Raw genomic sequence first — 25,830 nt, forward strand, 5'->3', positions numbered from 1 at the left:
CGGCAGCCGACGGTTAAGAATTCCGGCGCCCGCCGTCACCCAGCCCGACGAGCATGACCGTCACCGGGTACGCCGTCGCCGGGCATCGTCCGATCACCGGAATCGCTTCCCGAGGCCGGAGTTGTCTCCAGGAATTGAAAACCATTATCGTTTTCGACTGTCTGTTGTCCGCCCGAGGAGTGAGGTCCCGTCATGTCCAGTTCGTCGTTGAGCCGTCGACGGTTCCTCGGTCTTGCCTCGGCCGGGGCGGCGGTTGCCGTACTGCCCGGGTGTGCCGGCGGCAGCGGTCCCGTCCAGAGCGGGGGCCAACCGCGGTCCGGCGGACAGTTGCGGGCCGCGTTCTCGGGCGGCGGCGCGGCCGAGGTGCTCGATCCGCACCAGAGCAACCTGTACGTCGAGATCGCCCGGGCGAAGGCGTTGTTCGACAAACTCGCCGACTACGGCTCCGACATGGCGCCGCAGCCGCGGCTCGCGGAGAAGTGGGAGCCGAGTGCCGACCTCCGCACCTGGCGGATCACGCTGCGCCAGGCGACCTTCCACGACGGGCGGCCGGTGCGGCCTGCCGACGTACTGGCGAGCTTCGCGCGGATCGTCGAGCCGGGGTCGACCCGGCGGGCGAAGTCGGCGCTGTCGGTCATCGACCTCGCCAGCAGCCGCGCGATGGGCGACCGCACGATCGAGTTCCGGCTCAAGCGCCCGTACGGCGAGTTCCCGAACGCGCTGGCCACGCTCGGGACGTACATCGTCCCCGGCGGCACGCCGGACCTGGCCAAGCCGGTCGGGTCGGGTCCGTTCAAGTTCCGCTCGTTCGAGCCCGGCCGGAGTTTCGTGGCCGAGCGCAACCCCGAGTACTGGGACGGTGCGCCGTACCTGGACGAATTGCACCTCGTGATCAGCAACGACGAGGCTGCTCGGGTCAACGCGCTGCTCGGCAAGCAGGTCGAGTACGCGCACGATCTCACGCCGACCAGCGCCCGTACGCACGAGAAGACCGTGCAGATCCACCGGCTGCCGTTGAGCAACTTCCACGGGCTCGCGATGAAGGTCGACCGGCCGCCGTTCAACCAGCCGGAACTGCGGCAAGCCCTGTTCCACCTCGTCGACCGGGAGGAACTGATCCGGTCCGTGCTGCACGGATCGGGTGAGCTGGGCAACGATCTCTACGGCAAGAACTACCGGTACTACGCCGGCAGTCTGGCGCAGCGCGGTCAGGATCTGGATCGGGCCAAGTCGCTGCTGAAGAAGGCCGGCGCCGAAGGTCTGACGATCGACTTCGACACGTCGGACGCGTCGACCGGGCTCAAGGAGGCCGCACTGGCGATCAGCGACCAGGCCCGGGCGATCGGGCTGAAGCTGAACGTCAAGCTCGGCAACAAGGACACCTACTGGGCCGACATCGCGAAGAACGGCGTACTGGCCAGCTACCGGTCCGGCGCGATGCCGCTGGAGTCGCACATCTCCCAGCGATTGCTGACAACCTCGACGACCAACAACACCCAGTGGCGGCGGCCGGACTTCGACAAGCTGTACTACGACGCCCAGTCGACTACCGACGAGACGAAGCGCGCCGACCTGTACGTGCGCATGCAGGAGCAACTGTTCGACCAGGGCGGCTTCCTGTGGTGGGGCGTCTCGGACTGGAACGTTGCCTCCAGCCCCAATGTCCGAGGCGTCGACGACAAGGCTCCGGCGAACACGTTGGACTGGGCGCGCTTCGACAAGGTCTGGTTGGCGTGATCCAGTACGTCGCCAATCGCTTGCTGCTCGGTGTCGTTCAAGTGCTCGTAGTGATGGCGGGGATGTTCTTTCTGACCGAGGCGTTGCCGGGAGATGCGGCGGTGACGATTGCCGGGGACAACCCGGATCCGGCGATCATCGCGGCGCTGCGGGAACGCCTTGGTCTGAACGAGTCCGCGTGGCATCGGCTGGGTGAATGGCTGGTCGCGGCGCTGCATGGTGACTTCGGTCAGTCGTTGGTCGGTCCGCGTGCGGTGGTGGACATCATCGGCACGGCAGCCGGGCCGACGGTGTTGCTGGCTGGGTTGACGTTGGTTCTGCTGATCCCGTTGTCGGTGGGGCTGGGGGTCGTCGCGGCGCATCGCGAAGGTGGTCGGCTGGACCGGGTCATCACCGGGACCACGCTTGGGTTGTACTCGGCGCCGGAGTTCGCGATGGGAATCCTTGTCGTCACGGTGTTCGCGGTGCAGCTCGGGTGGTTTCCACCGACGGCCGTCGGTACGGCGCTGAGTAGTAATCCCGCCGTACTCGTCCTGCCCGTGTTCGTGCTGTTGCTGCGGCCGATCTGCTCACTGAGCCGGCTGATCCGGGCCGGGATGATCGACGCGCAACGGTCGGACTACGTCCGGCATGTGCAGCGGATCGGATTGTCAGCAATCCGCATCCGGCTGCTGCATGCGTTGCCGAACGCGGTCGCGCCGTCGGTGCAGCAACTCGCGCGAACGGTCGACTGGCTGGTCGGCGGCGTGATCGTGATCGAGGCGATCTTCGTCATCCCCGGCCTCGGAACAACACTCGCCGACGCCGTCGCCGCCCGCGACCTCCCGGTCGTGCAGGGCCTCGCGGTCGTACTGGCAACCACCACAGTCCTGGTCAACCTCCTGGCCGACGTGGCGGCCCGCGCACTCGCACCCGCGGCGGAGGCCGGGCGATGAGGACTGCGCGGACGTATCTCGCACCGGCGATGTTAGTCGCAGTACCACTCGTGCTTGCGCTTCTCGGCCCACTCTTCGCGTCCGGCGACACCGCGAAGGAGGTGCCGTTCAGCCTGGCGGGCGGGCATTGGTTCGGGACGGATTTCGTCGGGCGGGATGTGTGGAACGAGGTGTTGCTGGGTGGGCGGTCGCTGATTCTGGTGGCTGTGGCGGCGACCTTGTGCACGTACCTGATCGCCGTACCGCTTGGGCTGATCGCGGGTATGACCCGGAGCCGGGGGCTCGACGAGGTGCTGATGCGGCCGCTGGATCTGCTGCTCGCGGTGCCGTCGATGCTGATGCTGTTGTTGCTCGTCTCGATCGCGCCGCATTCGCCGTTGGTGCTGATCGCGGTCGTTGCCCTGATCAACGTTCCCGACGTGGTCCGGATCAGCCGCGCCGCCGCGCTCGCGTTGTCCGCGCGGCCGGCCGTCGAGGCGATGCGGCTCCAGGGCGAGAGCCGGATCCGCATCGGTCTCGGGTACGTCGCCCGGTCGATGCGCCGTACTCTCGCGGCCGACCTGGGTACGCGGTTCACCGGCGCGACCTACCTCGTCGCCTCCGCCAGCTTCCTCGGCGTCGGTATCTCACCGCAGGCCAGCGACTGGGCCGCGATGGTGGACCGGAATCGCGGCGGCCTCTTCGTGCAGCCGTGGGCGGTCGTCGTACCCGCGTTGCTGATCGTGATGCTGGCCATCGGCGTGAACCTCACCTTCGACCGCATCCTGCGCAGGGAGACTCCGTGACCGTCGTCAAGGTCCACAATCTGACTGTCCGAATCAAGGATCGTTCGATTGTCGACAATGTCTCGTTCAGCCTGACCGCGGGCAGCATCACGGCGGTGGTCGGCGCATCCGGCAGCGGCAAGACCACCACGGCCCTCGCACTGCTCGGCGAGAAACCGGCCGGCGCGGCCGTCACCGGAGAGGTGTGGATCGACGGGCCAGTCGGCTACATGCCGCAACAGCCTTCGTCCGCGTTGAATCCGGTACGGCGGATAGGCGGCGTACTGCGGGAGATCGCCCGGCTGCATGTGCCGCGCAACGAGGTCCGCGAACGAGTCCTGGAAGCGTTGCGACAGGCTCAACTCCCTGACGGCGAGCAACTGCTGCGCCGGTATCCACATCAGCTCTCGGGTGGCCAGCAGCAACGCGTCGTACTCGCCCACGAATTGGTCGGCCGCCCGAAGGTCCTGATCGCGGACGAACCCACCACCGGCCAGGACGCGCTCATCCGCGCGGGCCTCATCGACGAACTCCGATCGATCGCCGAGCAAGGCATCGCCATCCTGCTCCTCACCCACGACCTCGACCTGGTTCGCCGCCTCGCCGACCACGTCCTGGTGATGAGCAGTGGTGCGATTGTCGACAACGAACTGCCCGCGGTCTCGCGCCAACAACCGCATGAACAGAGAGCCTCAGGACCGCCGATCCTGGAGGTACGCCGACTGACCGCAGGCCATCGTCGCGTCGACACGTTGCACGAGGTCGCGGTCACGATCAACGCGGGTGACACCCTCGCCGTCGTCGGACGGTCGGGCAGCGGCAAGACCACGCTGGCCCGGTGCATCGCCGGACTGCACCCATACCGCAGCGGCGAGCTCCTACTCAGCGCCAACCACGCCAACTCCGGCGACCATCCCTACTCCGACGACCACGGCGACCACGGCGACCACGCCGACCGCATACGCGCCCGTCCAACGCGGCTGTCTCCCCTGCTGCGCAGACGGTCGCGTGAGCAGCTGGCACGCGTCCAGTACGTCCACCAGGACGCCCGCGCCTCGTTCAACGAGTTCGTCCCGGTGCTCGACCAAGTGGCCCGGACGGCCGAACGCCTACGCGGCCACGCAGACTCTCATCGCCGAGCCCTCGACGAGCTGGCCCGACTCGGCATCAGTGAAGCGACCGCTCGGCGGCTGCCCAAGTCCCTGTCCGGTGGTGAGCTGCAGCGGGCGGCGCTCGTACGTGCGCTCATGGCTGAACCCGACCTGCTGATCTGCGACGAGATCACCTCCGCGCTCGACACCGTCGCGCAGACCGAGCTCATCGCCGTACTGCGGAAGCTTCAGGAGACGACCGGTTGCGCGCTCGTCGTGATCACGCATGACTTCGCAGTCGTCGCCGCGCTCGCCCGTCAGGTGGCGGTGATGGACGCCGGCCGGATCGTCGAGCAGGGCACGACAACCGCAGTCCTTGCCGACCCATCCCACCCGGTCACGCGCGCCTTGGTGGCCGCCGCGACTCTGGAGGAGTGCCTTGACCCCACCGGATGAACAGAAGCTCGGCCCGTACGTCGTCCGGACCGCCCGGCGGGAGGACATCGACGGTGCGCGCTCGGTGATGCTCGACACCTTCTACCACGTGTTCGGGCACGGGTACGTTCCCCGCTGGCACGCCGACGTCGTCGATCCGGGCCGGGCGTACTTCGACGATCCGCGACAGCGGCTGTTCGTCGCCGTACTGGACGACGAGGTGGTCGGCACGGCCGCCGTACGCGCGGACGGCCCGAAAAGCCCGCCGCACGCGCCCTGGATCGCCGAGCGGTATCCGTCCGGCACGACCGCCCAGATCTTCCGCGTCTACGTCCGCCCCGCCCACCGCCGCCACGGCCTCGCCCGAGCGCTGGTCGACCTCGCCTGCCGGTTCGTCGCCGAGACGCCCGGGTACGACGTCATCTACCTCCACACCAACGCATCCGTCGAAGGCGCCGAGCCCTTCTGGCGCAGCATCGCCACCGAGGTCCACGACGGCCGCACCGACCCCCGTTACAGCCCCGCCGTCCATTTCGAGATCCCGGTCCCGCCGCTGTGAACTGCTTCAGCTGACGACCTGGCCACCGGTGGGCTTCTTGAGGACCTCGGTCAGGGCCGAGATGCTGTGGTCGCCGTAGCCGGCGGCAACAGCTCGCTCGAGGAGTTCGTGCAGAGGGCGCTGCCAGGACACGTCGAGGTTCGCTTCCTTGCCGAGTTCCTCGTCGTGGGCGGCGCCCGCAAGGAACAGGTTCACGCTCGACTCCGGCTCGGTGTAGTCGCCGGTGTCGATCTCGCGAGCGAACGCCGGCAGCACGGAGCCGATCATCTCCAGCCACTTGATGGTGTAAGGCACCAGCGTGCTCGCTGGCAGCCCGCGGGCCTGTACGGCGGCGGCACCCTGGAAGAAACCGACGAGTGCCGGAAGCAGGGTGCCGCCCACTGCCATCTCGTAGAGGGCGGCGAGGTCGGGTTCGTCGCCGAGGTGGACGGTGTCGCCGCCGAGCACCTTCAGGGTCGTCTCGAACTCGTCGAAGACGCTCCGGTCGCCGCCGTAGTACAGCAAGGTGTCGGCGCCACCCACAGCCGACGGCACGTTCTTGACCGCCCCGCCAAGGAACCGGGCGCCGTTGCTCGTGGCCCACGCGGCCATCTGCCGGGCTCCGGCCGGCGAGCCGCTGTTCAAGGTGACCAGGGCCCGCCCCTCGAGTTGTTCAGCAGCCGGCTCCAGGACTTCAAGCGTGTCGTCATACGTGGTCAGACAGGCAATGACCAGCGGGCTCGCCGCAACCGCATCTTCAACCGTCGCCGCCTGCCGACCACCCTTGGCAACCAACGCCTCGGCTTTCGCCGCCGTCCTGTTCCAAACGGTGGTCGGATATCCGGCCCCAACAAAGGCCCCAGCCAACGCGGCCCCCATCGCCCCCAGTCCAATGACACTCACGGGCGTGTAGCTGTTCTCAAACATGACCAAGAGCCTGAAACGTCGCCTGCCTCCTGACAAGTACCAACTATTTTGTCAGGTACTGACCAAAAAGTAAGTGATGGGCTCAGTCACCACGAGGCGGTCAGGCGAGGGTCGAAATGGCGCCGGACAGGGCGGTGGACCGCGGTGATCGGGGCGGCGCCAGCCACAGCGGCGGGCCGCGAATGAACAAGCACCAGCCACAGTGGGGGTCCGGGGGCGGAGCCCCGCCGGGCGGGGTCTGGGGGTTGCACCCCCAGAGGGCACGACGAGTGAGCCCGGCCCGCGCTCTCCGCGGGCATACCTCAACCACGAACTCGTGGGCGAAGAGGGGATCGAACCCCCGACATCTTCCTTGTAAGGGAAGCGCTCTACCGCTGAGCTATTCGCCCGGATCCAACGACCGGCGCAGTCTACCCGAGATCGATACCCAACTTGGTCAGGGCCGCCGCGTAGTCGTCCGGGTCGCGTGCCTCGGGAATCGCGTTGACGACCGACCAGCGGATCACACCGGTCCGGTCCACGACGAACGTGCCCCGGACGGCGCAGCCGCGGTCGGAGTCGAACACGCCGTACGACGACGCGATCGCACCGTGTGGCCAGAAGTCGGTGAGCAGGCCGAACCCGAGCTTCTGGGCGTCCGCGTACGCCCGTAGCGTGAACATCGGGTCGCACGAGATCGCCAGGAACTCCGCTGCCGCGAGCAGGTCGGGCCTGTCTCGCAATGCGGTCAGCTCACTCGTGCACACCCCGCTGAAGGCGTACGGGTAGAAGACCAGTACGACGTCCCGCCGGCCGCGGAAGTCCGCCAGCCGGACGTGTTCGCCGTACTGGTTCCGGGCGCTGAAGTCCGGTGCCCGGCTGCCGATGGCAGGGGTCACCGGACGGTCACCGGCCGCGGGCCGACTTGGGCACCACCAGCTTGGTAGCCGACCAATCGTCGGAGACGGTCAGGCTGCTCGTGGTGGCCAGTCCCGCCGTCGGTGCGGCTTCGGCGATGTCGCTGGCGTCGACGTACCCGTCCCGGCCAACCTTGGGGGTCAGCAGCCACACCACGCCGCCGGCCTTCAGGTCCGTCAGGATGTCGAAAAAGGCGTCGACCAGGTCGCCGTCGTCCTCCCGGAACCAGAGCAGGACGACGTCCACGACCTCATCGGTGTCCTCGTCGACGAACTCTTCACCGGTGATCTCCCGGATCGCGTCGCGCAGCTCGTCGTCGCAGTCGTCGTCGTACCCGATCTCCTGCACGATCCAGCCGGGCTCCAGGCCGAGCCGGGAAGCCGTGTTCGGCACACCGCTCTTGCCGTCCGCGTGGTCCGCGGTCGCGCTCACGTGTCCTCCTCCGTGGTCCCCGCTTGCCCGGGGGTAGGCGTCAGTAGCGATAGTCCATCGTGGCCTACCGCGTCGCGCAAGTATGCACGAGGGTTCCGTGACGTGTCCGGTATCCGCGTGCCGGGGACTGTCCGTGTCCGCTCAGATCACGCGCGGGCGACCGGAATCGGCCCCCTGTGGAAGGCGAAGTAGAACGCATTCCGAACAGGTGACAGGATTGCGGGGAAGAGCAACCAGAGAGAACGGCAGGACACCGTGGCTTCCGGACACGAACCACCAGCCATCATCACCGAGGGGATGCCCACCCAGCTCCCCGACATCGACCCCGACGAGACGCGGGAGTGGGTCGAATCGCTCGACGCCGTCCTGGACGAACGGGGCAAGGCGCGAGCGCGCTACCTGATGCTCAAACTGATCGAGCGAGCCCGGGAGCGACAGGTCGGGGTGCCCGCGCTGCGGAGCACCGACTACATCAACTCGATCCCGCCCGAGCGGGAGCCGTGGTTCCCCGGTGACGAGCACATCGAGCGGCGGATCCGGGCCTTCATCCGGTGGAACGCCGCGGTGATGGTGAGCAAGGCCAACCGCAAGGGCCTCGAGGTCGGCGGCCACATCGCCACCTACCAGTCCGCGGCCAGCCTGTACGAGGTCGGCTTCAACCACTTCTTCCGCGGCAAGGACCATCCCGGCGGCGGCGACCAGGTCTTCATCCAGGGCCACGCCTCCCCCGGTATGTACGCGCGTGCCTTCCTCGAGGGCCGGCTGTCCGCGGACCAGCTGGACGGCTTCCGCCAGGAGGTCTCCCGCGGCCCGCACAACGGCCTGTCGTCGTACCCGCACCCCCGGCTGATGCCGGACTTCTGGGAGTTCCCGACCGTCTCGATGGGACTGGCCGCGCTGAACTCGATCTACCAGGCCCGCTTCAACCGGTACCTGCACCACCGCGGCATCAAGGACACCAGCCAGCAGCACGTCTGGGCGTTCCTCGGCGACGGTGAGATGGGTGAGCCGGAGTCGCTCGGCGCGATCGGCCTGGCCGCCCGCGAGGAGCTGGACAACCTCACCTTCGTGATCAACTGCAACCTGCAGCAGCTGGACGGCCCGGTCCGTGGCAACGGCAAGGTGATCCAGGAGCTGGAGGCGTTCTTCCGCGGCGCCGGCTGGAACGTGATCAAGGTGATCTGGGGCCGGGAGTGGGACAACCTGCTGGCGCAGGACCACGACGGCGTGCTGGTGCACAAGATGAACACCACGCCGGACGGCCAGTTCCAGACCTACTCGGTCGAGTCCGGTGAGTACATCCGGAACAACTTCTTCGGCGGTGACCAGCGGCTGCAGGCGATGGTCCGCAACCTGTCCGACGAGGACCTGCGCAAGCTGCCGCGCGGCGGTCACGACTACCGCAAGGTGTACGCCGCGTTCAAGAGCGCGACCGAGCACGTCGGGCAGCCGACGGTGATTCTGGCCCAGACCATCAAGGGCTGGACGATCGAGGCGCTGGAGGGCCGCAACGCGACCCACCAGATGAAGAAGCTGACCTCGGACGACCTGAAGGCGTTCCGGGACCGGCTCTACCTGCCGATCGAGGACAAGGACCTCGAGGACGCGTACAACCCGCCGTACTTCCACCCCGGCAAGGACTCGCCGGAGTACCAGTACATGATGGAGCGGCGCCAGCAGCTCGGCGGTTCGCTGCCGGAGCGCCGGGTGACGCCGAAGACGTCGCTGAAGCTGCCTGGCGACGACGTGTACAAGCCGCTGTCCAAGGGCAGCAACGCACCGGTGGCGACCACGATGGCGCTGGTCCGGCTGTTCCGCGACCTGATGAAGGACTCCGAGATCGGCCACCGGATCGTGCCGATCGCCCCGGACGAGTACCGCACCTTCGGGATGGACTCGATGTTCCCGACGGCGAAGATCTACTCGCCGCAGGGGCAGCAGTACGAGGCGGTCGACCGCAACCTGCTGCTGTCGTACAAGGAGTCCAAGCAGGGTCAGCTGCTGCACGAGGGCATCAGCGAGGCCGGTGCGATGGGCTCGATGATCGCGGCCGGTACGGCGTACGCCACGCACGGCGAGCCGATGATCCCGTTCTACATCTTCTACTCGATGTTCGGGTTCCAGCGGACCGGTGACTCGCTCTGGGCGTTCGGCGACCAGCTCGGCCGCGGTTTCCTGGTCGGCGCGACGGCCGGCCGGACCACGCTGACCGGTGAGGGCCTGCAGCACGCCGACGGTCACTCGCCGCTGCTCGCCTCGAGCAACCCGGCCGCGGTGCACTACGACCCGGGCTTCGCCTACGAGGTCGCGTACATCGTGAAGGACGGCCTGCGCCGGATGTACGGCTACGGCCTGGACGAGGACAAGCCGTACGGCGAGGACGTGTTCTACTACCTCACCGTCTACAACGAGCCCGTCCCGCAGCCCGCCGAGCCGGAGGGTCTCGACGTCCAGGCGCTGCTGAAGGGCATGTACCGCTTCAGCGAGTACGAGACGGCCGAGGGCGACGACGTACCGCGGGTGCAGCTGCTCGGGTCCGGTGTCGCGCTGCCGTGGGTGCGCAAGGCGCAGCAGATCCTGGCCGAGGACTACTCCGTCGCCGCCGACATCTGGTCGGTCACGTCGTGGAACGAGCTGCGCCGGGACGCGATCGCGGCCGAGGAGCACAACCTGCTGCACCCGGACGAGCCGGAGCAGGTGCCGTTCGTGACCGAGCAACTGAAGGACACCAAGGGCCCGGTCGTCGCGGTCAGCGACTTCATGCGGTCGGTGCAGGACCAGATCTCCCGCTGGGTGCCGAACGACTACACCTCGCTCGGGACCGACGGCTGGGGCCTGGCCGACACCCGGGCAGCGGCCCGGCGCCACTTCCACGTGGACGCCGAGTCGATCGTCGTCGCCACCTTGGAGATCCTGGCCAAGCGCGGTGACGTCAAGCCGGAGGTCGCCGCCGAGGCGGCCCGCAAGTACCGCATCGACGACCCGACGGCGGTCGCCGGCGTGAAGCAGGAGGGCGCCGGCGCCTGACGCCGACCGCTCATCGGAAAGCCGCTCCCCCGGCCTCGGGGCGAGCGGCTTTTCGCTGCCTACGACAAACCACGTAGGGACCGGCGTACGCAGGTTGCGCATTCTGTCCGACGCGAAGGGTAAGGCCGGCTACCTACCGTCAGGAACATGACTGACGTAAGCGTTGCTCTTCTCGCGGGGACGGTGTCCACCATCCTGTTCGCGTCGAGTGCTCTGCCGATGGTGATCAAGGCGATCCGGACCCGCGACCTCAGGTCGTACAGCCCGGCGAACCTGGTGCTCGCGAACGTCGGCAACGCCGTCCACTGCATCTACGTGGTGCACCTGCCGCCGGGACCGATCTGGGCCCTGCACGGCTTCTACGTCGTGACGTCCGCGCTGATGCTGCTGTGGTGGTTGCGCTACCGCACCGGCCCGCACGGCGTCGTACGCACCGAGCGGAGGCTCGCATGAACACCGAAAGTGTCGAGACCGTCATCATCGGCGCCGGCCAGGCCGGACTGGTCACCGGCTACCACCTGCGCAAGCGCGGCCGGCCGTTCCTGATCCTGGACGGCAACGCCCGGATCGGCGACCAGTGGCGGGCGCAGTGGGACACGCTGCGGCTCTACACCCCGCGGAAGTACGACGGCCTGCCGGGGATGCCCTTCCCCGGCACGCCCTGGTCGTACCCGACCAAGGAAGAGGTCGCAGACTACCTGGCGTCGTACGCCGACCGCTTCGAGCTCCCGGTGCGGGGAAGCACCCGGGTCGAGAAGCTCGAGTCGCAGGACGGCCGGTACGTCGTGACCACGAGCACCGGGACCATCCACGCCGACAACGTGGTGGTTGCCACCGGCACCTTCGGCAAGACGCCGTACCTGCCGGACTTCGCCGTCGATCTCGACCCGGCCATCCGTCAGCTGCACTCGAGCGAGTACCGCCGGCCCGAGCAGCTGAAGGACGGGCCGGTGCTGGTCGTCGGCGGCTCGCACTCGGGGACGGACATCGCCTACGAGGTCGCGACCAGCCACCCGACCATCCTGTGCGGCCGGGATCCGGGCCAGATCCCGGTCCGGCTGGACAGCCCAGGGGCGCACGTCTTCTTCCCGATCTTCCTGTTCGTCGGCAAGCACGTGGTCACCCGGCGGACCCCGATCGGCCGGAAGGCCAAGGAGGAGCTCCGGTTCCACGGCGGCCCGATGCTCCGGGTGAAGCGGGAGGACCTGCTCGCGCGAGGGGTCGAGCGGGTCCACGACCGGGTCACCGGGGTCCGCGACGGGTGCCCGGTGCTCGGTGACGACCGCGTGCTGGACGTGGCCAACGTGGTGTGGGCGACCGGGTTCAAGCAGGTCTTCGACTGGATCCGGCTGCCGGTGATCGGGGCGGACGGCTGGCCGGTCGAGGAACGGGGAGTGGTCACGGCCGCACCGGGCTTGTTCTTCTGCGGTCTGTCCTTCCAGTTCGCCTTCAGTTCGATGGTGCTGCCGGGTGTCGGGCGGGATGCGGCGTACGTCGCCAAGCGGATCGCGAGCCGATCCGTTCGGAGTCTTGCCGCTGCCTGATCCGGGGCGCATCCTCGCCAGTAGGGGGCGCGAGTGATGGGGATCGTCGACGATCTGGAGCGAGCGCGTCGTGCGTTCGAGCGGCGGGACTGGGCGGTCGCGTACGACCGCCTGACCGCAGCCGACCTGACCGAGGGCGCATCACGCTCGGCCGGCCTCGGCGCGGCCGACCTGATGGCCCTCGGCACGGCGGCGTACCTGATCGGTGACCACGACGCGTGTATCCGTGCATTCCAGCGCGGATACCGCCTACAAGTCGACCAGGGCGACGTCCCGGGAGCGGTCCGGTTCGCCTTCTGGCTTGCCATGGTGCTCAGCCTCCGGGGTGAGATGGCCGTCGCCAGCGGCTGGACCGCGCGGGCCGAGCGACTGCTGGCCGACCATCCCGAGGAGGTTGTGGAGCGGGGGTACCTCCGCCTGCACGAGTTCTTCCGGCACCTGGCTCAGGGCGACATCGCCGGTGCGGAACGAACCGCCGACGAGATCACGACGGTGGGGCGCCGGTTCGCCGACCCCGATCTGGTGGCGGAGGGCCTGATCTGTCAAGGCCGGCTGCGGGTGTACCAGGGACGAGTGCCGGAGGGGCTCGCCCTGATGGACGAGGCGATGGTCGGCGTCGCGGCCGGCGAGGTGTCGCCGATCGTCGCGGGCAACGTGTACTGCGCGATGATCGAGGGCTGCCAGGAGGTGCTCGACTTCGACCGCGCATCAGCGTGGACCACAGCGCTGACCCGCTGGTGCGACAGTCAGCCGGACCTGGTGCCGTACACCGGCCAATGCGCCGTACATCGCGGTCAGATCCTGCGACTGCACGGAGCTTTCGGACCGGCGCTGACCGAGTTCGACCAGGCATGCCGCCGCTACGCGGCTTCGGGAGCGGACGCCGCCGCGGGCCTGGCGTTGAGCGAGTGCGGCGACATCCTGCGCGTCCGTGGCGAGTATGCCTCGGCCGAGAGCGTCTACGAGCGGGCGGCGACCTACGGCCACGAGCCCCAGCCAGGTCGTGCACTGCTGCTGCTGGCTCGTGGCCGCACACCGATGGCTGTCGCCGCCATCCGACGGTTGCTGGCCGAGGCCGGTGGCCCGGTGCAGCGGTCACGGTTGCTGTCGGCCGCCACGGAAGTGTTCCTGGCGGGTGCGCACGTCGACGACGCCGCGTCGGCCGCGGCGGAACTGAGTGGGATCGCGGACAGCTTCGGATGTACCGGCCTGCGGGCGATGGCGGCGTACTGCCTGGCTCTGGTTGCCTTGGAGAGTGGTGACCCGGACAGGGCGTTGCCGCATGCTCGGGTGGCGATGCAGCTGTGGGGTGGGCTGCAGGCGCCGTACGAGGTCGCCCGGTCGAAGGTGCTGGTCGGACGGGCGTTCCGGCTCCTCGGTGACGAGGACTCCGCGACCGCCGAGCTGACATCGGCGGTCCGGACCTTCGAGGAGCTGGGCGCAGTGCCGGCCCGGCAGGAGGCCGAGAAGCTGCTGCACCGCGACACGGCCGGCGGGCTGACCGCGCGCGAGCTGGAGGTCCTGCGCTTGGTTGCTTCAGGCAACAGCAATACCGAGATCGCGAACCGGCTGGTGCTCAGCGACAAGACCGTGGCGCGGCACCTGACCAACATCTTCACCAAGCTCGCCGTACCCTCCCGCACCGCCGCGGCCGCGTACGCCCGGGACCACGACCTGCTCTGAAACGCTCTCGGGAGGGAGCCGGTTCACTCTCACGGGTGAGGTCGGCCGGGCCGCACGTTGAAATGCTCGGGAGTGTGAAAACGACTGAGCGACCTGTTCCCCGGTGGGCCTACCTGCTGGCCCACGCGATCCCGCTCATGACGCTGCCTTCCGGCCTGTGGCGGCTCGGGCTGGTCGCGGGCTCCTCGATGGGCATGCTCGACGACGCCGGCCACCCGATCTACCTGGACAGCACCGGCGGGAAGATCTACGTCGTCTTCCTGTCGCTGTTCTCCGAGGCGGTCGCGCTGATCGCGTTCGGCCTGGTCAAGCCCTGGGGTGAGGTCGCGCCCCGCTGGCTCCCGTTCATCGGCGGCCGCCGCGTCCACCCGTACGCCGCGATCGTCCCGGCGATCCTGGGAGCGCTGGCGCTGATCGCGATCTGGTCCTACGGCTTCCGCGACGTGTTCAGCGACGACTTCCTGCCGTTCGCCGGCACCGGCTGGGCCGTCCTGATGATCGGCTGCTATGCCCCGCTCCAGCTCTGGGGCCCATCGCTGCTGGTCCTCACCTGGGCCTATTACCGCCGCCGGGTCAGCGCGCCCGCGGCCTTGGTTTCAACGCGGTAGCGGGCAGCGCGGGCGCCGACAGCGGGTCGCCGTCGTAGCCGGTCACCATCGGGAAGCGGCCGGTGCCGCCGGCGGCGATCGCCTCCTGCCAGGCTTCGCGCGCGGCGACGATCTCCTCGTGGCTGCGGCCGATGAAGTTCCACCACATGACCAACTGCTCTTCGAACGGTTCGCCGCCGAGCAGGAGGAGCCGCGCACCGTTGTCCGCGGCAACCAACTGGACGGAGTCGCGGCCGTCGCCGAGGTACACCATCTCGCCGAAGCCCGGCGTCAGGTCTCCGACGCTGAGCGATCCGTCCACGATCAGTACGGCGTACTCGTTCGAAGGCGTGAGTGGCACTGTCAGGGTGCGACCGGGTTCGATGGTGATGTCGGCCCCTACGAGTGGCGTGTACGCCGGGGCGGGTGAGGTGACCCCGGCGACGGTGCCGATCATGACCGTGGCCCGGGCGCCGTCGAAGTCGATCGTCGGCAGGTCGGCGTACGCGTTGAAGGCGGGCGGCACCGTCGTACGCACGGAGTCGGGCAGCGCGACCCATAACTGGGCGCCGTGCAGCATCGGCGGCGCGGTCGGAGTCGAAACCTCGGAGTGCGCGATCCCGTTGCCCGCGGTCATGATGTTGAGCTCACCCGGCCGGACCATCGCGTGCGAGCCGACGCTGTCGCGGTGCTCGATCTCGCCCTCGAACAGCCAGCTCACCGTCTGCAGGCTCGTGTGCGGATGCGGCGGAACCTGCATTCCCCGCTCCCCTGGTACGTCGTACGAGTCGACGCGACGGGTCAGGTCGTCGGGCCCGTAGTGATCGACGAAGCACCACGCACCGACCATCCGGCGGTTCTTGTTCGGCAGCAACCGCCGTACCTTGGTCGTCCGGCCGAGGACGACCTCGCGAGGCTCGAGGAACTCCAGCACGGGTCCACCGTCGCCGCCGACACAGACAACCTCAGCGGGGTCCTTCTCCAGGTCGCTCACGAGTCCCATCCTTCCGCTGCCGCAACGCGCTTCGCACGATACGCCGATGTCATCCGCCGGGGTGAAAGGTTGTGGTGAGGCTGCCGTCCGCGGCGATCCGATGCAGCGCCAGGCCGGGCGGCACGTCCCGCAGTGTCAGCGGGCGCCGGTCCGGGTCGAGCCCGAGACTCGACACGATGCCCGGCGCGCCAAGCACCGGGATGCCATCGAGCGAGGACGCCAGCGCGGTGTGTACGTGTCCGCAGAAAATCGCGATCACCTGCGGCAGGCGGCGGGTGAGCGCGACCAGCGCTTCGGGGTTGGTGAGCGGCATCGTGTCGACGTACGCATGCCCGATCCGGACCGGCGGCTGGTGGAAGGCCAGGATCACCCGCTCCGCGCCCGCCGCTGCCGCCACGACGCGGTCCGCGGTGTCGGAGCGGAGGAAGCCATGGTCCTCACCAGGCACGGTGACGTCGAGCCCGATCACCCGCACCGGCCCGACGTCGAGCACCGGGCACTCGTCCTGTCCGAGCACCGCACGCAGCGTCGCCGGATCGTCGTGATTCCCCGGTACGGCGAGCCACGGCGGCTGACCCGCCATCGTCTTGGCGAATGCGTCGTACTCCGTCGGCAGCCCGTGATCGGCGATGTCTCCGGTGACGACGACCGCGTCCGGCCGGCGTGATGCGGGCAGGTCGAGCACCTGACGCAGCCGAGCGCTCGTCGCGGGGTCTTCGGTCAGATGCGGGTCACTGAGGTGGAGGACGGTGAAGATCATGACCGGGACCCTAATGCATAAATCAGAATATCCGTTAGTGTGTCTGCATGCAGAACGTAGTTCTCGACAGCGGCGCCGACGGCGAGCTCGCGCTGGCCCTCGTCAGCACGATCCGGCATGACGGCCAGGGCGGCGTCGCCGACGACTTCGAGGCGGACGAGCACGTCGCGGCCTGGATCGAGGCACGCTGGCCCGCAGCACGCGTCGACGCCGCGAAGGTGCGAGAACTCCGCCGTGCCGCCCGCGCCGCCTTTGCCGCGACGGTGTCCCCCGCACCTCCCAGCCGTGCGGATACTGCGAAGCTGATGACCACGGCGACAGCCGGCCGGCTCCTGACCGAAGCGATCGCCGGGCTGGGGTTGACCCACGAGGTCGACGTGAGCAGCGGATCGGTGGAGGTACGCCGTACCTCCACCAGCCGAGGTGAACAGCTGGTCCTCGGCTCTCTCGCGCTGGCCGTGACCGACTTCCTCACCGGCCCGCTGGCAGTTCGCCTGCGCAGTTGCCAGGCACCGCGTTGCGTCCGGTACTTCGTCCAGAGCCACGGCAAACAGCAATGGTGCAAACAGTCCTGCGGCAACCGTGCCCGTGTCGCCCGGCACGCGGCACGTCAGCACTGATCGTCAGACACCGCCTAGTTGGCCCACTCGCGGAGCTTGTCCTGGTCCCAGGTGTTGACGACGCGGTCAGGAGTGACGCCGCAGTCCTCGGCGCGTTCACAGCCGTAGACCTGCCAGTCGAGCTGGCCCGGTGCGTGCGCGTCGGTGTCGATGGCGAACAGGCAGTCCATCTCGACCGCGAGCGACAACAGCCGCTTCGGCGGGTCCAGCCGCTCCGGGCGGGAGTTGATCTCGACCGCGGTGCCGAACTGGCGGCACGCCTCGAACACCACCTCGGCATCGAACTCGGACTCCGGCCGGGTCCCGCGGCCACCCGTGATCAGCCGGCCGGTGCAGTGACCGAGTACGTCGACGTGCGGGTTCGCGATCGCCCGGACCATCCGCTCGGTCATCGGCCCGGCCGCCATCCGCAGCTTCGAGTGGACACTGGCGACGACGACGTCCAGCCGGGCCAGGATCTCGGAGTCGCAGTCGAGCGAGCCGTCCTCGAGGATGTCGACCTCGATACCGTTCAGGATGGTGAACCCGTCCAGCTCGTCGGCCAGCTTCTTGTTCAGCTCGGCGACCACCTCGAGCTGCTGCAGCCGGCGTTCGCGAGACAGTCCGTTGGCGACAGTCAGCCGGCCCGAGTGGTCGGTCAGCGCCATGTACTTGTGCCCGAGGCGGTGCGCCGTACGCGCCATCTCCTCGATCGGACTGCCGCCGTCGGACCACTCCGAGTGCAGGTGCAGATCCGCCTTCAGCTCGGCGCGCATCGCCGTACCGGCCGTGGTGAGCTCACCCGCGGCCTGCTCCAGCTTGACCAGGTACGACGGCGTGCTGCCGTCCATCGCCTCGACGATGACGGCCTCGGTCTTCGGCCCGATCCCGGGCAGCTCGGTCAGCGTCCCGGCCCGGCGGCGGGCCCGTACCTCGGCCGGTGGGAGCGCCGCGATCGTGTCGGCCGCCCGCCGGTACGCCTTCACCCGGTGCGTCGGCTGCCGGTCACGCTCGAGGTAGTACCCGATCGCCCGCAGCGCCGCGACCGCGTCGGCCACACCTGCGTTATCCGTCATGCGCCCCATCATCGCAGGGCGGACCGCCAGGCCATCACAATCAAGCGGACGGCGATCACCCCACGTGGGCGTCGGTCGACGTCGTGCAATTGTGATGGCGTGGCGGTCCGCGGCTACTGTCGACACGTGACGAAACGGCCTAAAGGGCACCTGGCCCGGGCGGAGCGGTTGCAGGGCGCGACCGGTGCGCTGGCCACTGCCGCGATGGCCGCGATGGACGAGCAGCTGCCCTGGTTCGGCAAGCTGTCCGCGCAGGATCGGTCCTGGATCGGGCTGGTTGCGCAGTCCGGTATCACCGCGTTCGTGGACTGGTTCCGCGACCCCGAGGCGCACTCGTCGATGCCGACCCGGATGTTCGGCTCCGCGCCGCGCGAGTTCACCCGGGTGATCTCGCTGCACCAGACCGTCGAGCTGCTCCGGACCACGATCGAGATGATCGAGAACACCATCGGCGACCTGCTCCCGCCGGACGACGTACCGGTGGTCCGGGAGGCGATGCAGCGCTACGCCCGCGAGGTCGCGTTCGCCGCCGCCACCGTCTACGCCCAGGCCGCGGAGATGCGTGGCGCCTGGGACGCCCGGCTCGAGGCCCTGGTGGTCGACTCGGTGATCCGCGGCGAGGCCGACGAATCCGTCCGCTCCCGGGCCTCCGCCCTCGGCTGGACCGGATCCGGTACGACGGGGTCGACGGAAGTGGCCGTGGTCGTCGGGCGCGCACCGGACTCCGAGCCCGGCAGCGCCAACGTGGCCGACGTGGTCCGGCACGCGGCCCGGGAGGCGGGCGCTGACGCGCTGTGCGCGATGCAGGGCGACCGGCTGGTGATAGTACTCGGTGGTACGAGTAAACCTGTTGAGATCGCACAAAACCTGGCCCAATGGTTTGGACCCGGCCCGATCGTCGTCGGACCGGTGGTGAAAGACCTGATGGCGGCGGTGACGTCCGCTCGCGCGGCGATCGCCGGACTCCGCGCGGTGCCCGCCTGGCCGGGGGCGCCGCGACCGGTGCAGGCCGACGAGCTGCTGCCGGAGCGATCACTGTCCGGAGACGGCCACGCGCGTCGTCAGTTGGCCTCCGACGTCTACGGCCCGCTCACCATAGGCGATGGCGTGCTGCTCGACACGGTCTCGACGTACCTGGACTCGGGTGGATCGATCGAGGCGACCGCCCGGGCGATGTTCATCCACCCCAATACCGTCCGGTACAGGCTGAAGCGTGTGGGCGAGATCACGGGCTACTCGCCACCGAACCCCCGAGACGCTTTCACACTTCGTGTCGCACTGGCCTTGGGCCGCCTGCTCAACCCGGAGCCGGGGAGTACGGTTTTGTAGGATTCCCACAAAGTCGGCCCGGTAGAATTCGTGCTGCTTTCCGGCCCACGGACGGCCCGGCTCGGGGAGAGTTGTCACGTGCTCGTCATCGTCGCGCCCGGTCAGGGTGCCCAGACCCCAGGATTCCTCGAGCCGTGGCTGGAAGATCCCGCGTTCGAGAGCCGGCTCAACTGGCTCTCCGCGGTGGCCGGCCTCGACCTCGCCCACTACGGCACCAAGGCCGACGCGGACACGATCCGGGACACCGCGATCGCGCAGCCGCTGCTGGTCGCGTCCAGCATGCTGGCCGCGCTGGCCGTGTTCCCGCACCCGGCCGACGCGTTCACCAAGGTCGGCGCCGTCGCCGGGCACAGCGTCGGTGAGATCGCGGCCGCGGCCGGCACCGGCGTACTGAGTGCCGAGCAGGCGATGGTGCTGGTCCGTGAGCGCGGCAAGGCGATGGCCGCCGCCTCAGCGCTGACCGCCACCTCGATGACCGCCGTCCTGGGCGGCGACCGGGACGAGATCCTGGCCAAGCTCGCCGAGCACGGCCTGACCGCCGCGAACGACAACGGCCCCGGCCAGATCGTCGCCGCCGGCACGGTCGACGAGCTGGCCGCGCTGGCCGCCGACCCGCCGGCGAAGGCCCGGCTGATCCCGCTGTCCGTGGCCGGCGCGTTCCACACCAGGCACATGGAGCCCGCGGTCCAGACGCTGGCGAAGTACGCGACCGCGATCAGCACGCACGACCCACGGACCCGGCTGATCTCGAACCGCGACGGCCAGGTCGTGCACGACGGCCGCGACGTGCTGAACCGCCTCGTCACCCAGGTCAACTCGCCGGTCCGCTGGGACCTGTGCATGGAGACGATGGCCGACCTGCAGGTGACCGGCATCCTGGAGCTGCCGCCGGCCGGCACCCTGACCGGCATCGCGCGGCGGGCGCTCAAGGGCGTCGAGACGTTCGCGCTGAAGACGCCGGACCAGCTCGACGACGCCCGCGCGTTCGCCGAGAAGCACGGCAGCCCGTCCGAGATCGACGCGTCGCCGACCTGGCGGCTGCTGGTCGCGCCGATGAAGGGCACCTTCAGCCGCTCCGGGCAGACCGCCCGCGAGGCCGGTGACACGGTCGAGGCCGGCGAGGTGGTCGCGAAGGTGAAGAGCCTGCGCGACGAGCTCGAGGTCTCCGCGCCGCACGGCGGCATCGTGGTCGAGTGGCTGGTCGAGGAAGGCGACCCGGTCGCCCCGGGTCAACCGCTGGTCCGCCTGCACCCGAACGGAGTGACTTCATGACCACGATCACCCCGTCGAGTGGTGCGGCGTACGCCGGTGTGCTTGGCATTGGGTCGTACCGGCCGCGCCGGGTGGTGCCGAACTCGGAGATCCTGGAGCACATCGACTCCAGTGACGAGTGGATCCAGACTCGGTCCGGGATCAAGGAGCGGCGCTGGGCCGACGACGACGAGACGGTCCTGATGATGTCGGTGAACGCCGCCAAGGACGCGCTGAAGGACGCCGGGATCGAGCCGGCCCAGATCGGCTGCGTCGTGGTCGCCACCGTCACGCACCTGTACCAGACCCCGGCGATCGCGACCCGGATCGCGGTCGAGGTGGGCGCCCCGACAGCGGCCGCCTTCGACATCTCCGCCGCCTGTGCGGGCTTCTGCTACGGCATCGCGATGGCCAACGACTTGGTCCGCGGCGGCAGCGCGAAGTACGTGCTGGCGATCGGCGTCGAGCGGCTCAGCGACCTGACCGACCGGACCGACCGGGGTACGGCGTTCATCTTCGCCGACGGAGCCGGTGCCGCGGTGGTCGGGCCGGCCGACGAGCCGGGCATCGGCCCGGTGGTGTGGGGCTCCGACGGTACGCAGTACCAGGTGATCAGCCAGAAGGAGTCCTGGCAGGAGGCGGCGGGCAGCTACAACTGGCCGCACCTGCGGATGGACGGCAACCCGGTGTTCCGGTGGGCGTCGTTCGAGATGGCGAAGACCGCGCAGCAGGCGCTCGACGTCGCCGGCGTGAAGGCCGAGGATCTCGACCTGTTCGTGCCGCACCAGGCGAACATGCGGATCACCGACGCGATGCGGCGGGCGCTCAAGCTGCCCGAGCATGTCAAGGTGGCCCGCGACATCGAGCGGCAGGGCAACACGTCGGCCGCGTCGATCCCGCTCGCGCTCACCGCGATGCGCGACAGTGGCGAGGCGAAGAGCGGCGACCTCGCCCTCATCATCGGCTTCGGCGCCGGCCTCGTGTACGCCGCTCAGGTGATCCGGGTCCCGTAGCCCATAGTTGTCCGGGGCGGCTCAGGTGGCCGGCCCCGGTCGTTGCAAGCAAGAGAATCCGAAAGGGAAACGAACTGATGGCCAGCACCGAAGAGATCCGTTCCAGCCTCGCCGAGATCGTGAACGAGATCGCCGGCATCCCGGTCGAGGACGTCCAGCTGGACAAGTCCTTCACCGACGACCTCGACGTCGACTCCCTCTCCATGGTGGAGGTCGTGGTGGCCGCCGAGGAGAAGTTCGACGTGAAGATCCCCGACGACGAGGTGAAGAACCTGAAGACCGTTGGTGACGCGGTCGCGTTCATCGAGCGCGCCCAGAACGGCTGACCAAGCCCCCGCATGTGCTGGCCGATGCTCACCGGACCGCACGTCCGGTGAGCACGGTGGCAGACCACCCCTCGCTCGCCGATCTCCGTACACCGAAGAATGAGGTAGAAGATGTCGAAGACCCGAGTCGTGATTACCGGGCTCGGAGCGACCACCCCGCTCGGGGGTGACGTGCCCAGCACCTGGGAAGGGCTGCTGGCCGGCCGCTCCGGCGCGCGGCGGCTGACCGACGAGTGGGTGCAGAACCTGGCGGTCCAGATCGCGGCCCCGGCCGCGGTCGAGCCGACCGAGGTGATCGAACGGGTCAAGGCCCGCCGGCTCGACCGCAACGCGCAGTTCGCCGTCGTCGCCGCCCGCGAGGCCTGGGCCGACGCGGGGCTTGAGGATTCCGGGCTGGACAAGGAGCGCCTCGGTGTCGCCGTTGCCTCCGGCATCGGTGGCCTGCACACCACGCTGGCCAACTACGACGCGCTGAAGAGCAACCCGCGCCGGGTGTCGCCGCTGGCGATCCCGATGCTGATGCCGAACTCGTCCGCCGCGTACGTGAGCCTGGAGTTCGGCGCCAAGGCCGGCGTCCACACCCCGGTCTCGGCCTGTGCCTCCGGCAACGAGGCGATCGCCCTGGGGCTGGACCAGATCCGGCTCGGCCGCGCGGACGTCGTACTGGCCGGTGGGACCGAGGGCGCGATCATGGCGTTGCCGCTGGCCGCCTTCGGGCAGATGATGGCGCTGAGCAAGCGGAACGACGAGCCGGAGAAGGCATCGCGGCCGTGGGACGTGGACCGGGACGGGTTCCTGCTCGGTGAGGGCGCCGGGATCCTGGTGCTGGAGTCGTACGAGCACGCCAAGGCGCGCGGCGCGAAGATCTACGCCGAGCTCGCCGGCGCGGGCATCTCCGCGGACGGGCACGACATCGCGCAGCCCGACCCGACCGGCTCTGGCGCGCGCCGGGCGATGGAGCGGGCGCTGGCCGAGGGCGACCTGACCCCGGCCGACATCTTCCACATCAACGCGCATGCCACCTCGACCCCGCAGGGCGACATCGCCGAGTCGCTGGCGATCCGGCAGGCGCTCGGCAAGGAGGCCGACCACGCGGTCGCCACCGCGCCGAAGTCGATGATCGGTCATCTGCTCGGCGCGGCCGGCGCGGTCGAGTCGATCGCGACCGTGCTCGCACTGCACCACCGGGTGTCGCCGCCCACCATCAACCTGGACAAGCTCGACGACCAGATCGAGCTCGACGTCGCGACGGAGCAGCGCAAGCTGGCCGACGGGGACATCGCGGCGCTGAACAACTCGTTCGGCTTCGGCGGCCACAACGCCGCCATTGCCTTCAAGACGATCTGAGGTTGTGTGGGCCCGCAACCAGGGCCCACACCGCACCTTCCTTCTCACCCCGGAGACGCCATGACCACCGCCGCTCCACAGAAGCCAGCCAAGCTGCCTCGTGAGGACGACCCGCGGAACCCGGTCGCCCGGCTCTCCGCACTGCTCGACCCGGGTTCGCTGGAGCTGATCACTCCGGACACCTTGTGCGGGATGCTCGCGGCGCGCGGCACGATCGAAGGTGCCCCGGTCATCGCGTTCTGCTCCGACGCCACGGTGATGGGCGGCGCGATGGGTGACGAGGGCTGCGACGTGGTGGTCAAGGCGTACGAGGCGGCCCGCCGGGAGGAGCTGCCGATCATCGGTCTGTGGCACTCCGGCGGTGCCCGGCTGGCCGAGGGTGTGCTGAGCCTGCACGCGGTCGGCAAGATCTTCTACGCGATGACTCAGGCGTCGGGGAAGATCCCGCAGATCTCCGTGGTGCTCGGCCCGGCCGCGGGTGGAGCGGCGTACGGTCCGGCGCTCACCGACATCGTCATCCTCGGGCCGGAGGGACGGATCTTCGTCACCGGGCCGGACGTGGTTCGCTCGGTCACCGGTGAGGACGTCGACATGCTGCGCCTCGGCGGTCCCGAGCCGCACGGACGGCGGTCCGGCGTCGTCCACATCACCACCGACTCCGAGGCGGCTGCTCTTGCCGAGGCTCGCCGGCTCGCGGATCTGCTCGCGAACCAGGGGTCCGTGTCGAGCAACGTACCGGACAGCGATCTGTCCGGGTTGCTGCCGGAGTCGGCCAAGCGTGCGTACGACGTCCATCCGCTGGTCGGAGGGGTGCTCGACGAGGACTCCTCCGTCGAACTGCACCAGCGGTGGGCACCGAATATCGTCACCACGCTCGGCCGGCTCGGCGGTCGGACCGTCGGCGTGATCGCGAACAACCCACTCCGGCTGGGCGGGTGCCTCGACGCGCTGTCGGCCGAGAAGGCGGCACGGTTCGTCCGGATGTGCGACGCGTTCGGCGTGCCGCTCGTGGTGCTGGTCGACGTACCCGGTTATCTGCCCGGTGTCGGTCAGGAGTGGGATGGCGTCGTACGGCGTGGCGCGAAGCTGTTGCACGCGTTCGCGGAGAGCGTCGTACCGCGGGTGACGCTCGTGACGCGGAAGACCTACGGCGGCGCCTACATCGCGATGAACGCACGGTCGCTCGGCGCGACTCGGGTCTTCGCGTGGCCGCGGGCCGAGGTCGCGGTGATGGGTGCGGTCGCGGCGATCCGCGTGCTGCACCGGCGCAAGCTCGCCGAGGTCGACCCCGAGCTCCGCCCCCAGGTCGAGGCCGAACTCGCCGCCGAACACGAAAAGATTGCCGGCGGCATCGAACGGGCCCGCGAGATCGGCGTCGTCGACGAGGTCGTCGACCCCGCCGAGACCCGCTCCGCCCTAGCCGCCGCGATCGCCCACGCCGAGTCCACCGGCCCCACCCGCGGCCACCACGGCAACATCCCGCTCTAACCCCACCACCTCTCCCCCCATCGCCTCGCTCAAGCCGTCGAGTCGTCACTTGTGGTGGGGTTCAGTCGCCGGAGCTGACCAGAAGTGACGAGTCGGCGAGGCTCGGCCGGGTTGTCAGCTGCCGGATCTGGTCTGCGACACGATGGCGATGTGGTTGACACGGCGCGGCTGCTGGTGTCGGTGGGGGCGGTGGTGCAAGATGGAGGCAGTGTTCTGCCAGGTGCCGGTGTGGTGCCGGGTGGGATGCTCGTACCGCTGGGACCGACAAGCAGGTGTTCGAGAACGCTGGGGAAGGCGCCCCTCGAGCACAGGAGGTCCCGGTGGCGACGACTCGTGGCGTTCTTTACGTCCACACGGTGCCGTCAGCGTTGTGCCCGCATGTCGAGTGGGCCGCGGGCGGCGTACTTGGCGTGCCCGTGAAACTGGACTGGACGCCACAGCCCGCGGCTCAGGGCACCTATCGGGCCGAGCTGTCGTGGCAGGCCGAGGCCGGCACTGCGGCGAAGCTGGCATCCGCGCTGCGCGGGTGGCAGAAGCTCCGGTTCGAGGTGACCGAGGAGCCGAGCAACGGAGTCGAAGGCGAGCGGTACTCGTTCACGCCCGCGCTCGGTGTCTTCCACGCGACCACCGGCGTACACGGCGACATCATGGTGCCGGAGGAGCGGCTGAAGGCGGCGATGCTGAAGGCGGCCAGCGGCGAGGCGGATCTGACCGAGGAGGTCGAGCGGCTGCTCGGCCGGCCGTGGGACGACGAGCTCGAGCCGTTCCGGTACGCCGGTGACGGCGCGCCGGTGCGCTGGCTCCACCAGGTCGTGTGAGTCGCACGCCTGAGGTGAAGCTGAGAAGTTCTGAAGAAAGCAGTGAAAGGTGCGGACTTCCCCGAACTTTTCGAGAAGACTGAGCATCAGACATCTCACCAGGGTGGGAGGGGCCGTGGCCGCTGGGCCACCGGGTGTCGGGACACCCCCGGTTGTCGCAAACAGCGGCCGCACCACGTGAAGGGCGCGAACCTCAGGGTTCGCGCCCTTCGTGCGTTCGACCCTTCGCGCT

24 protein-coding genes and 1 tRNA gene are annotated in these 25,830 nt (G+C 69.1%); 18 read left to right on the plus strand and 7 right to left on the minus strand.

Features of this window, described 5'->3' with window-relative positions; translation table 11 throughout:
• Window positions 1-192 precede the first annotated feature (192 nt).
• Genes AB0F43_RS03480 through AB0F43_RS03500 form a run of 5 tightly spaced genes read left to right on the plus strand, consistent with a single transcriptional unit; the run spans window position 193 to window position 5,521 of the window.
• Complete coding sequence (locus AB0F43_RS03480; RefSeq protein ID WP_360470033.1) at window positions 193-1,737, plus strand: ABC transporter substrate-binding protein; 1,545 nt, start codon at window positions 193-195, stop codon at window positions 1,735-1,737.
• Window positions 1,734-2,672 (plus strand): ABC transporter permease, encoded by a 939-nt coding sequence (locus AB0F43_RS03485; RefSeq protein WP_360470036.1) that lies wholly within the window; start codon window positions 1,734-1,736, stop codon window positions 2,670-2,672. The genes AB0F43_RS03480 and AB0F43_RS03485 overlap by 4 nt, the downstream gene beginning before the upstream one ends.
• Before the next feature lie 50 nt (window positions 2,673-2,722).
• Window positions 2,723-3,457, plus strand: a complete 735-nt coding sequence (locus AB0F43_RS03490; RefSeq protein WP_360470039.1) for an ABC transporter permease subunit — start codon at window positions 2,723-2,725, stop codon at window positions 3,455-3,457.
• Window positions 3,454-4,983: an ATP-binding cassette domain-containing protein gene (locus AB0F43_RS03495; RefSeq protein WP_360470041.1), complete on the plus strand. Its 1,530-nt coding sequence runs from the start codon at window positions 3,454-3,456 to the stop codon at window positions 4,981-4,983. Before AB0F43_RS03490 ends, AB0F43_RS03495 begins: the two co-directional genes overlap by 4 nt.
• Window positions 4,967-5,521, plus strand: coding sequence for a GNAT family N-acetyltransferase (locus tag AB0F43_RS03500; protein ID WP_360470043.1), 555 nt, complete (start codon window positions 4,967-4,969; stop codon window positions 5,519-5,521). The genes AB0F43_RS03495 and AB0F43_RS03500 overlap by 17 nt, the downstream gene beginning before the upstream one ends.
• Window positions 5,522-5,527: 6 nt before the next feature.
• Here the strand turns inward: AB0F43_RS03500 and AB0F43_RS03505 are convergent, their stop codons facing one another.
• The 4 genes from AB0F43_RS03505 to AB0F43_RS03520 all read right to left on the minus strand — a co-directional run bounded on the left by AB0F43_RS03505 (window position 5,528) and on the right by AB0F43_RS03520 (window position 7,756).
• Window positions 5,528-6,427: an NAD(P)-binding domain-containing protein gene (locus tag AB0F43_RS03505; RefSeq protein WP_360470046.1), complete on the minus strand. Its 900-nt coding sequence runs from the start codon at window positions 6,425-6,427 to the stop codon at window positions 5,528-5,530.
• A gap of 317 nt (window positions 6,428-6,744) precedes the next feature.
• Window positions 6,745-6,816 (minus strand) — tRNA-Val (locus AB0F43_RS03510).
• A gap of 21 nt (window positions 6,817-6,837) precedes the next feature.
• Entirely contained in the window at window positions 6,838-7,305 is a 468-nt protein-coding gene (locus AB0F43_RS03515; protein WP_360470048.1) for a peroxiredoxin, read from the minus strand.
• Window positions 7,306-7,312: 7 nt separating this feature from the next.
• Window positions 7,313-7,756 (minus strand): DUF3052 domain-containing protein, encoded by a 444-nt coding sequence (locus tag AB0F43_RS03520; RefSeq protein ID WP_360470051.1) that lies wholly within the window; start codon window positions 7,754-7,756, stop codon window positions 7,313-7,315.
• A 297-nt stretch (window positions 7,757-8,053) separates the two neighbouring features.
• Here AB0F43_RS03520 and aceE point away from each other — a divergent pair, with 297 nt between their 5' ends.
• From aceE to AB0F43_RS03545, 5 genes are all read left to right on the plus strand, one after another.
• The gene (gene aceE, locus AB0F43_RS03525; protein WP_360472997.1) at window positions 8,054-10,783 is read left to right on the plus strand and encodes a pyruvate dehydrogenase (acetyl-transferring), homodimeric type; all 2,730 of its coding nucleotides are present in this window, start codon (window positions 8,054-8,056) and stop codon (window positions 10,781-10,783) included.
• 147 nt (window positions 10,784-10,930) lie between these two features.
• Window positions 10,931-11,236 (plus strand): hypothetical protein, encoded by a 306-nt coding sequence (locus AB0F43_RS03530; protein WP_360470054.1) that lies wholly within the window; start codon window positions 10,931-10,933, stop codon window positions 11,234-11,236.
• Window positions 11,233-12,327, plus strand: a complete 1,095-nt coding sequence (locus tag AB0F43_RS03535) for an NAD(P)/FAD-dependent oxidoreductase (RefSeq protein ID WP_360470057.1) — start codon at window positions 11,233-11,235, stop codon at window positions 12,325-12,327. Before AB0F43_RS03530 ends, AB0F43_RS03535 begins: the two co-directional genes overlap by 4 nt.
• 36 nt (window positions 12,328-12,363) lie before the next feature.
• Window positions 12,364-14,010 (plus strand): LuxR C-terminal-related transcriptional regulator, encoded by a 1,647-nt coding sequence (locus AB0F43_RS03540; RefSeq protein WP_360470059.1) that lies wholly within the window; start codon window positions 12,364-12,366, stop codon window positions 14,008-14,010.
• 74 nt (window positions 14,011-14,084) lie between these two features.
• Window positions 14,085-14,618, plus strand: a complete 534-nt coding sequence (locus tag AB0F43_RS03545; RefSeq protein ID WP_360470062.1) for a hypothetical protein — start codon at window positions 14,085-14,087, stop codon at window positions 14,616-14,618.
• On the opposite strand, the gene AB0F43_RS03550 is transcribed toward AB0F43_RS03545, so the two are convergent.
• A complete protein-coding gene (locus tag AB0F43_RS03550; protein WP_360470063.1) occupies window positions 14,584-15,591 on the minus strand; it encodes a pirin family protein in 1,008 nt (335 codons plus the stop codon). The genes AB0F43_RS03545 and AB0F43_RS03550 overlap by 35 nt on opposite strands.
• Before the next feature lie 49 nt (window positions 15,592-15,640).
• A complete protein-coding gene (locus tag AB0F43_RS03555) occupies window positions 15,641-16,351 on the minus strand; it encodes a metallophosphoesterase (protein WP_360470066.1) in 711 nt (236 codons plus the stop codon).
• A gap of 47 nt (window positions 16,352-16,398) precedes the next feature.
• Between AB0F43_RS03555 and AB0F43_RS03560 the strand changes: the two genes are divergently transcribed.
• Window positions 16,399-16,971 (plus strand): CGNR zinc finger domain-containing protein, encoded by a 573-nt coding sequence (locus tag AB0F43_RS03560; RefSeq protein WP_360470068.1) that lies wholly within the window; start codon window positions 16,399-16,401, stop codon window positions 16,969-16,971.
• A gap of 14 nt (window positions 16,972-16,985) precedes the next feature.
• Here AB0F43_RS03560 and AB0F43_RS03565 read toward each other — a convergent pair whose 3' ends face one another.
• Window positions 16,986-18,026: a PHP domain-containing protein gene (locus AB0F43_RS03565; protein ID WP_360470071.1), complete on the minus strand. Its 1,041-nt coding sequence runs from the start codon at window positions 18,024-18,026 to the stop codon at window positions 16,986-16,988.
• A gap of 126 nt (window positions 18,027-18,152) precedes the next feature.
• Between AB0F43_RS03565 and AB0F43_RS03570 the strand changes: the two genes are divergently transcribed.
• From AB0F43_RS03570 to AB0F43_RS03600, 7 genes are all read left to right on the plus strand, one after another.
• Window positions 18,153-19,355 (plus strand): helix-turn-helix domain-containing protein, encoded by a 1,203-nt coding sequence (locus tag AB0F43_RS03570; protein WP_360470073.1) that lies wholly within the window; start codon window positions 18,153-18,155, stop codon window positions 19,353-19,355.
• Between the two features lie 78 nt (window positions 19,356-19,433).
• Window positions 19,434-20,627 (plus strand): acyltransferase domain-containing protein, encoded by a 1,194-nt coding sequence (locus AB0F43_RS03575; RefSeq protein WP_360470076.1) that lies wholly within the window; start codon window positions 19,434-19,436, stop codon window positions 20,625-20,627.
• A complete protein-coding gene (locus tag AB0F43_RS03580) occupies window positions 20,624-21,619 on the plus strand; it encodes a beta-ketoacyl-ACP synthase III (RefSeq protein ID WP_360470079.1) in 996 nt (331 codons plus the stop codon). Before AB0F43_RS03575 ends, AB0F43_RS03580 begins: the two co-directional genes overlap by 4 nt.
• Window positions 21,620-21,693: 74 nt before the next feature.
• Window positions 21,694-21,945 (plus strand): acyl carrier protein, encoded by a 252-nt coding sequence (locus AB0F43_RS03585; RefSeq protein WP_360473000.1) that lies wholly within the window; start codon window positions 21,694-21,696, stop codon window positions 21,943-21,945.
• A gap of 111 nt (window positions 21,946-22,056) precedes the next feature.
• On the plus strand, window positions 22,057-23,292 hold the full coding sequence (fabF, locus tag AB0F43_RS03590; protein WP_360470081.1) for a beta-ketoacyl-ACP synthase II: 1,236 nt from the start codon (window positions 22,057-22,059) through the stop codon (window positions 23,290-23,292).
• A 60-nt stretch (window positions 23,293-23,352) separates the two neighbouring features.
• Window positions 23,353-24,780, plus strand: coding sequence for a carboxyl transferase domain-containing protein (locus AB0F43_RS03595; RefSeq protein WP_360470083.1), 1,428 nt, complete (start codon window positions 23,353-23,355; stop codon window positions 24,778-24,780).
• Between the two features lie 320 nt (window positions 24,781-25,100).
• Complete coding sequence (locus tag AB0F43_RS03600) at window positions 25,101-25,598, plus strand: DUF3145 domain-containing protein (protein ID WP_132157315.1); 498 nt, start codon at window positions 25,101-25,103, stop codon at window positions 25,596-25,598.
• Window positions 25,599-25,830 lie beyond the last annotated feature (232 nt).

This window comes from Kribbella sp. NPDC023972 (assembly GCF_040639075.1).
GTDB lineage: Bacteria > Actinomycetota > Actinomycetes > Propionibacteriales > Kribbellaceae > Kribbella.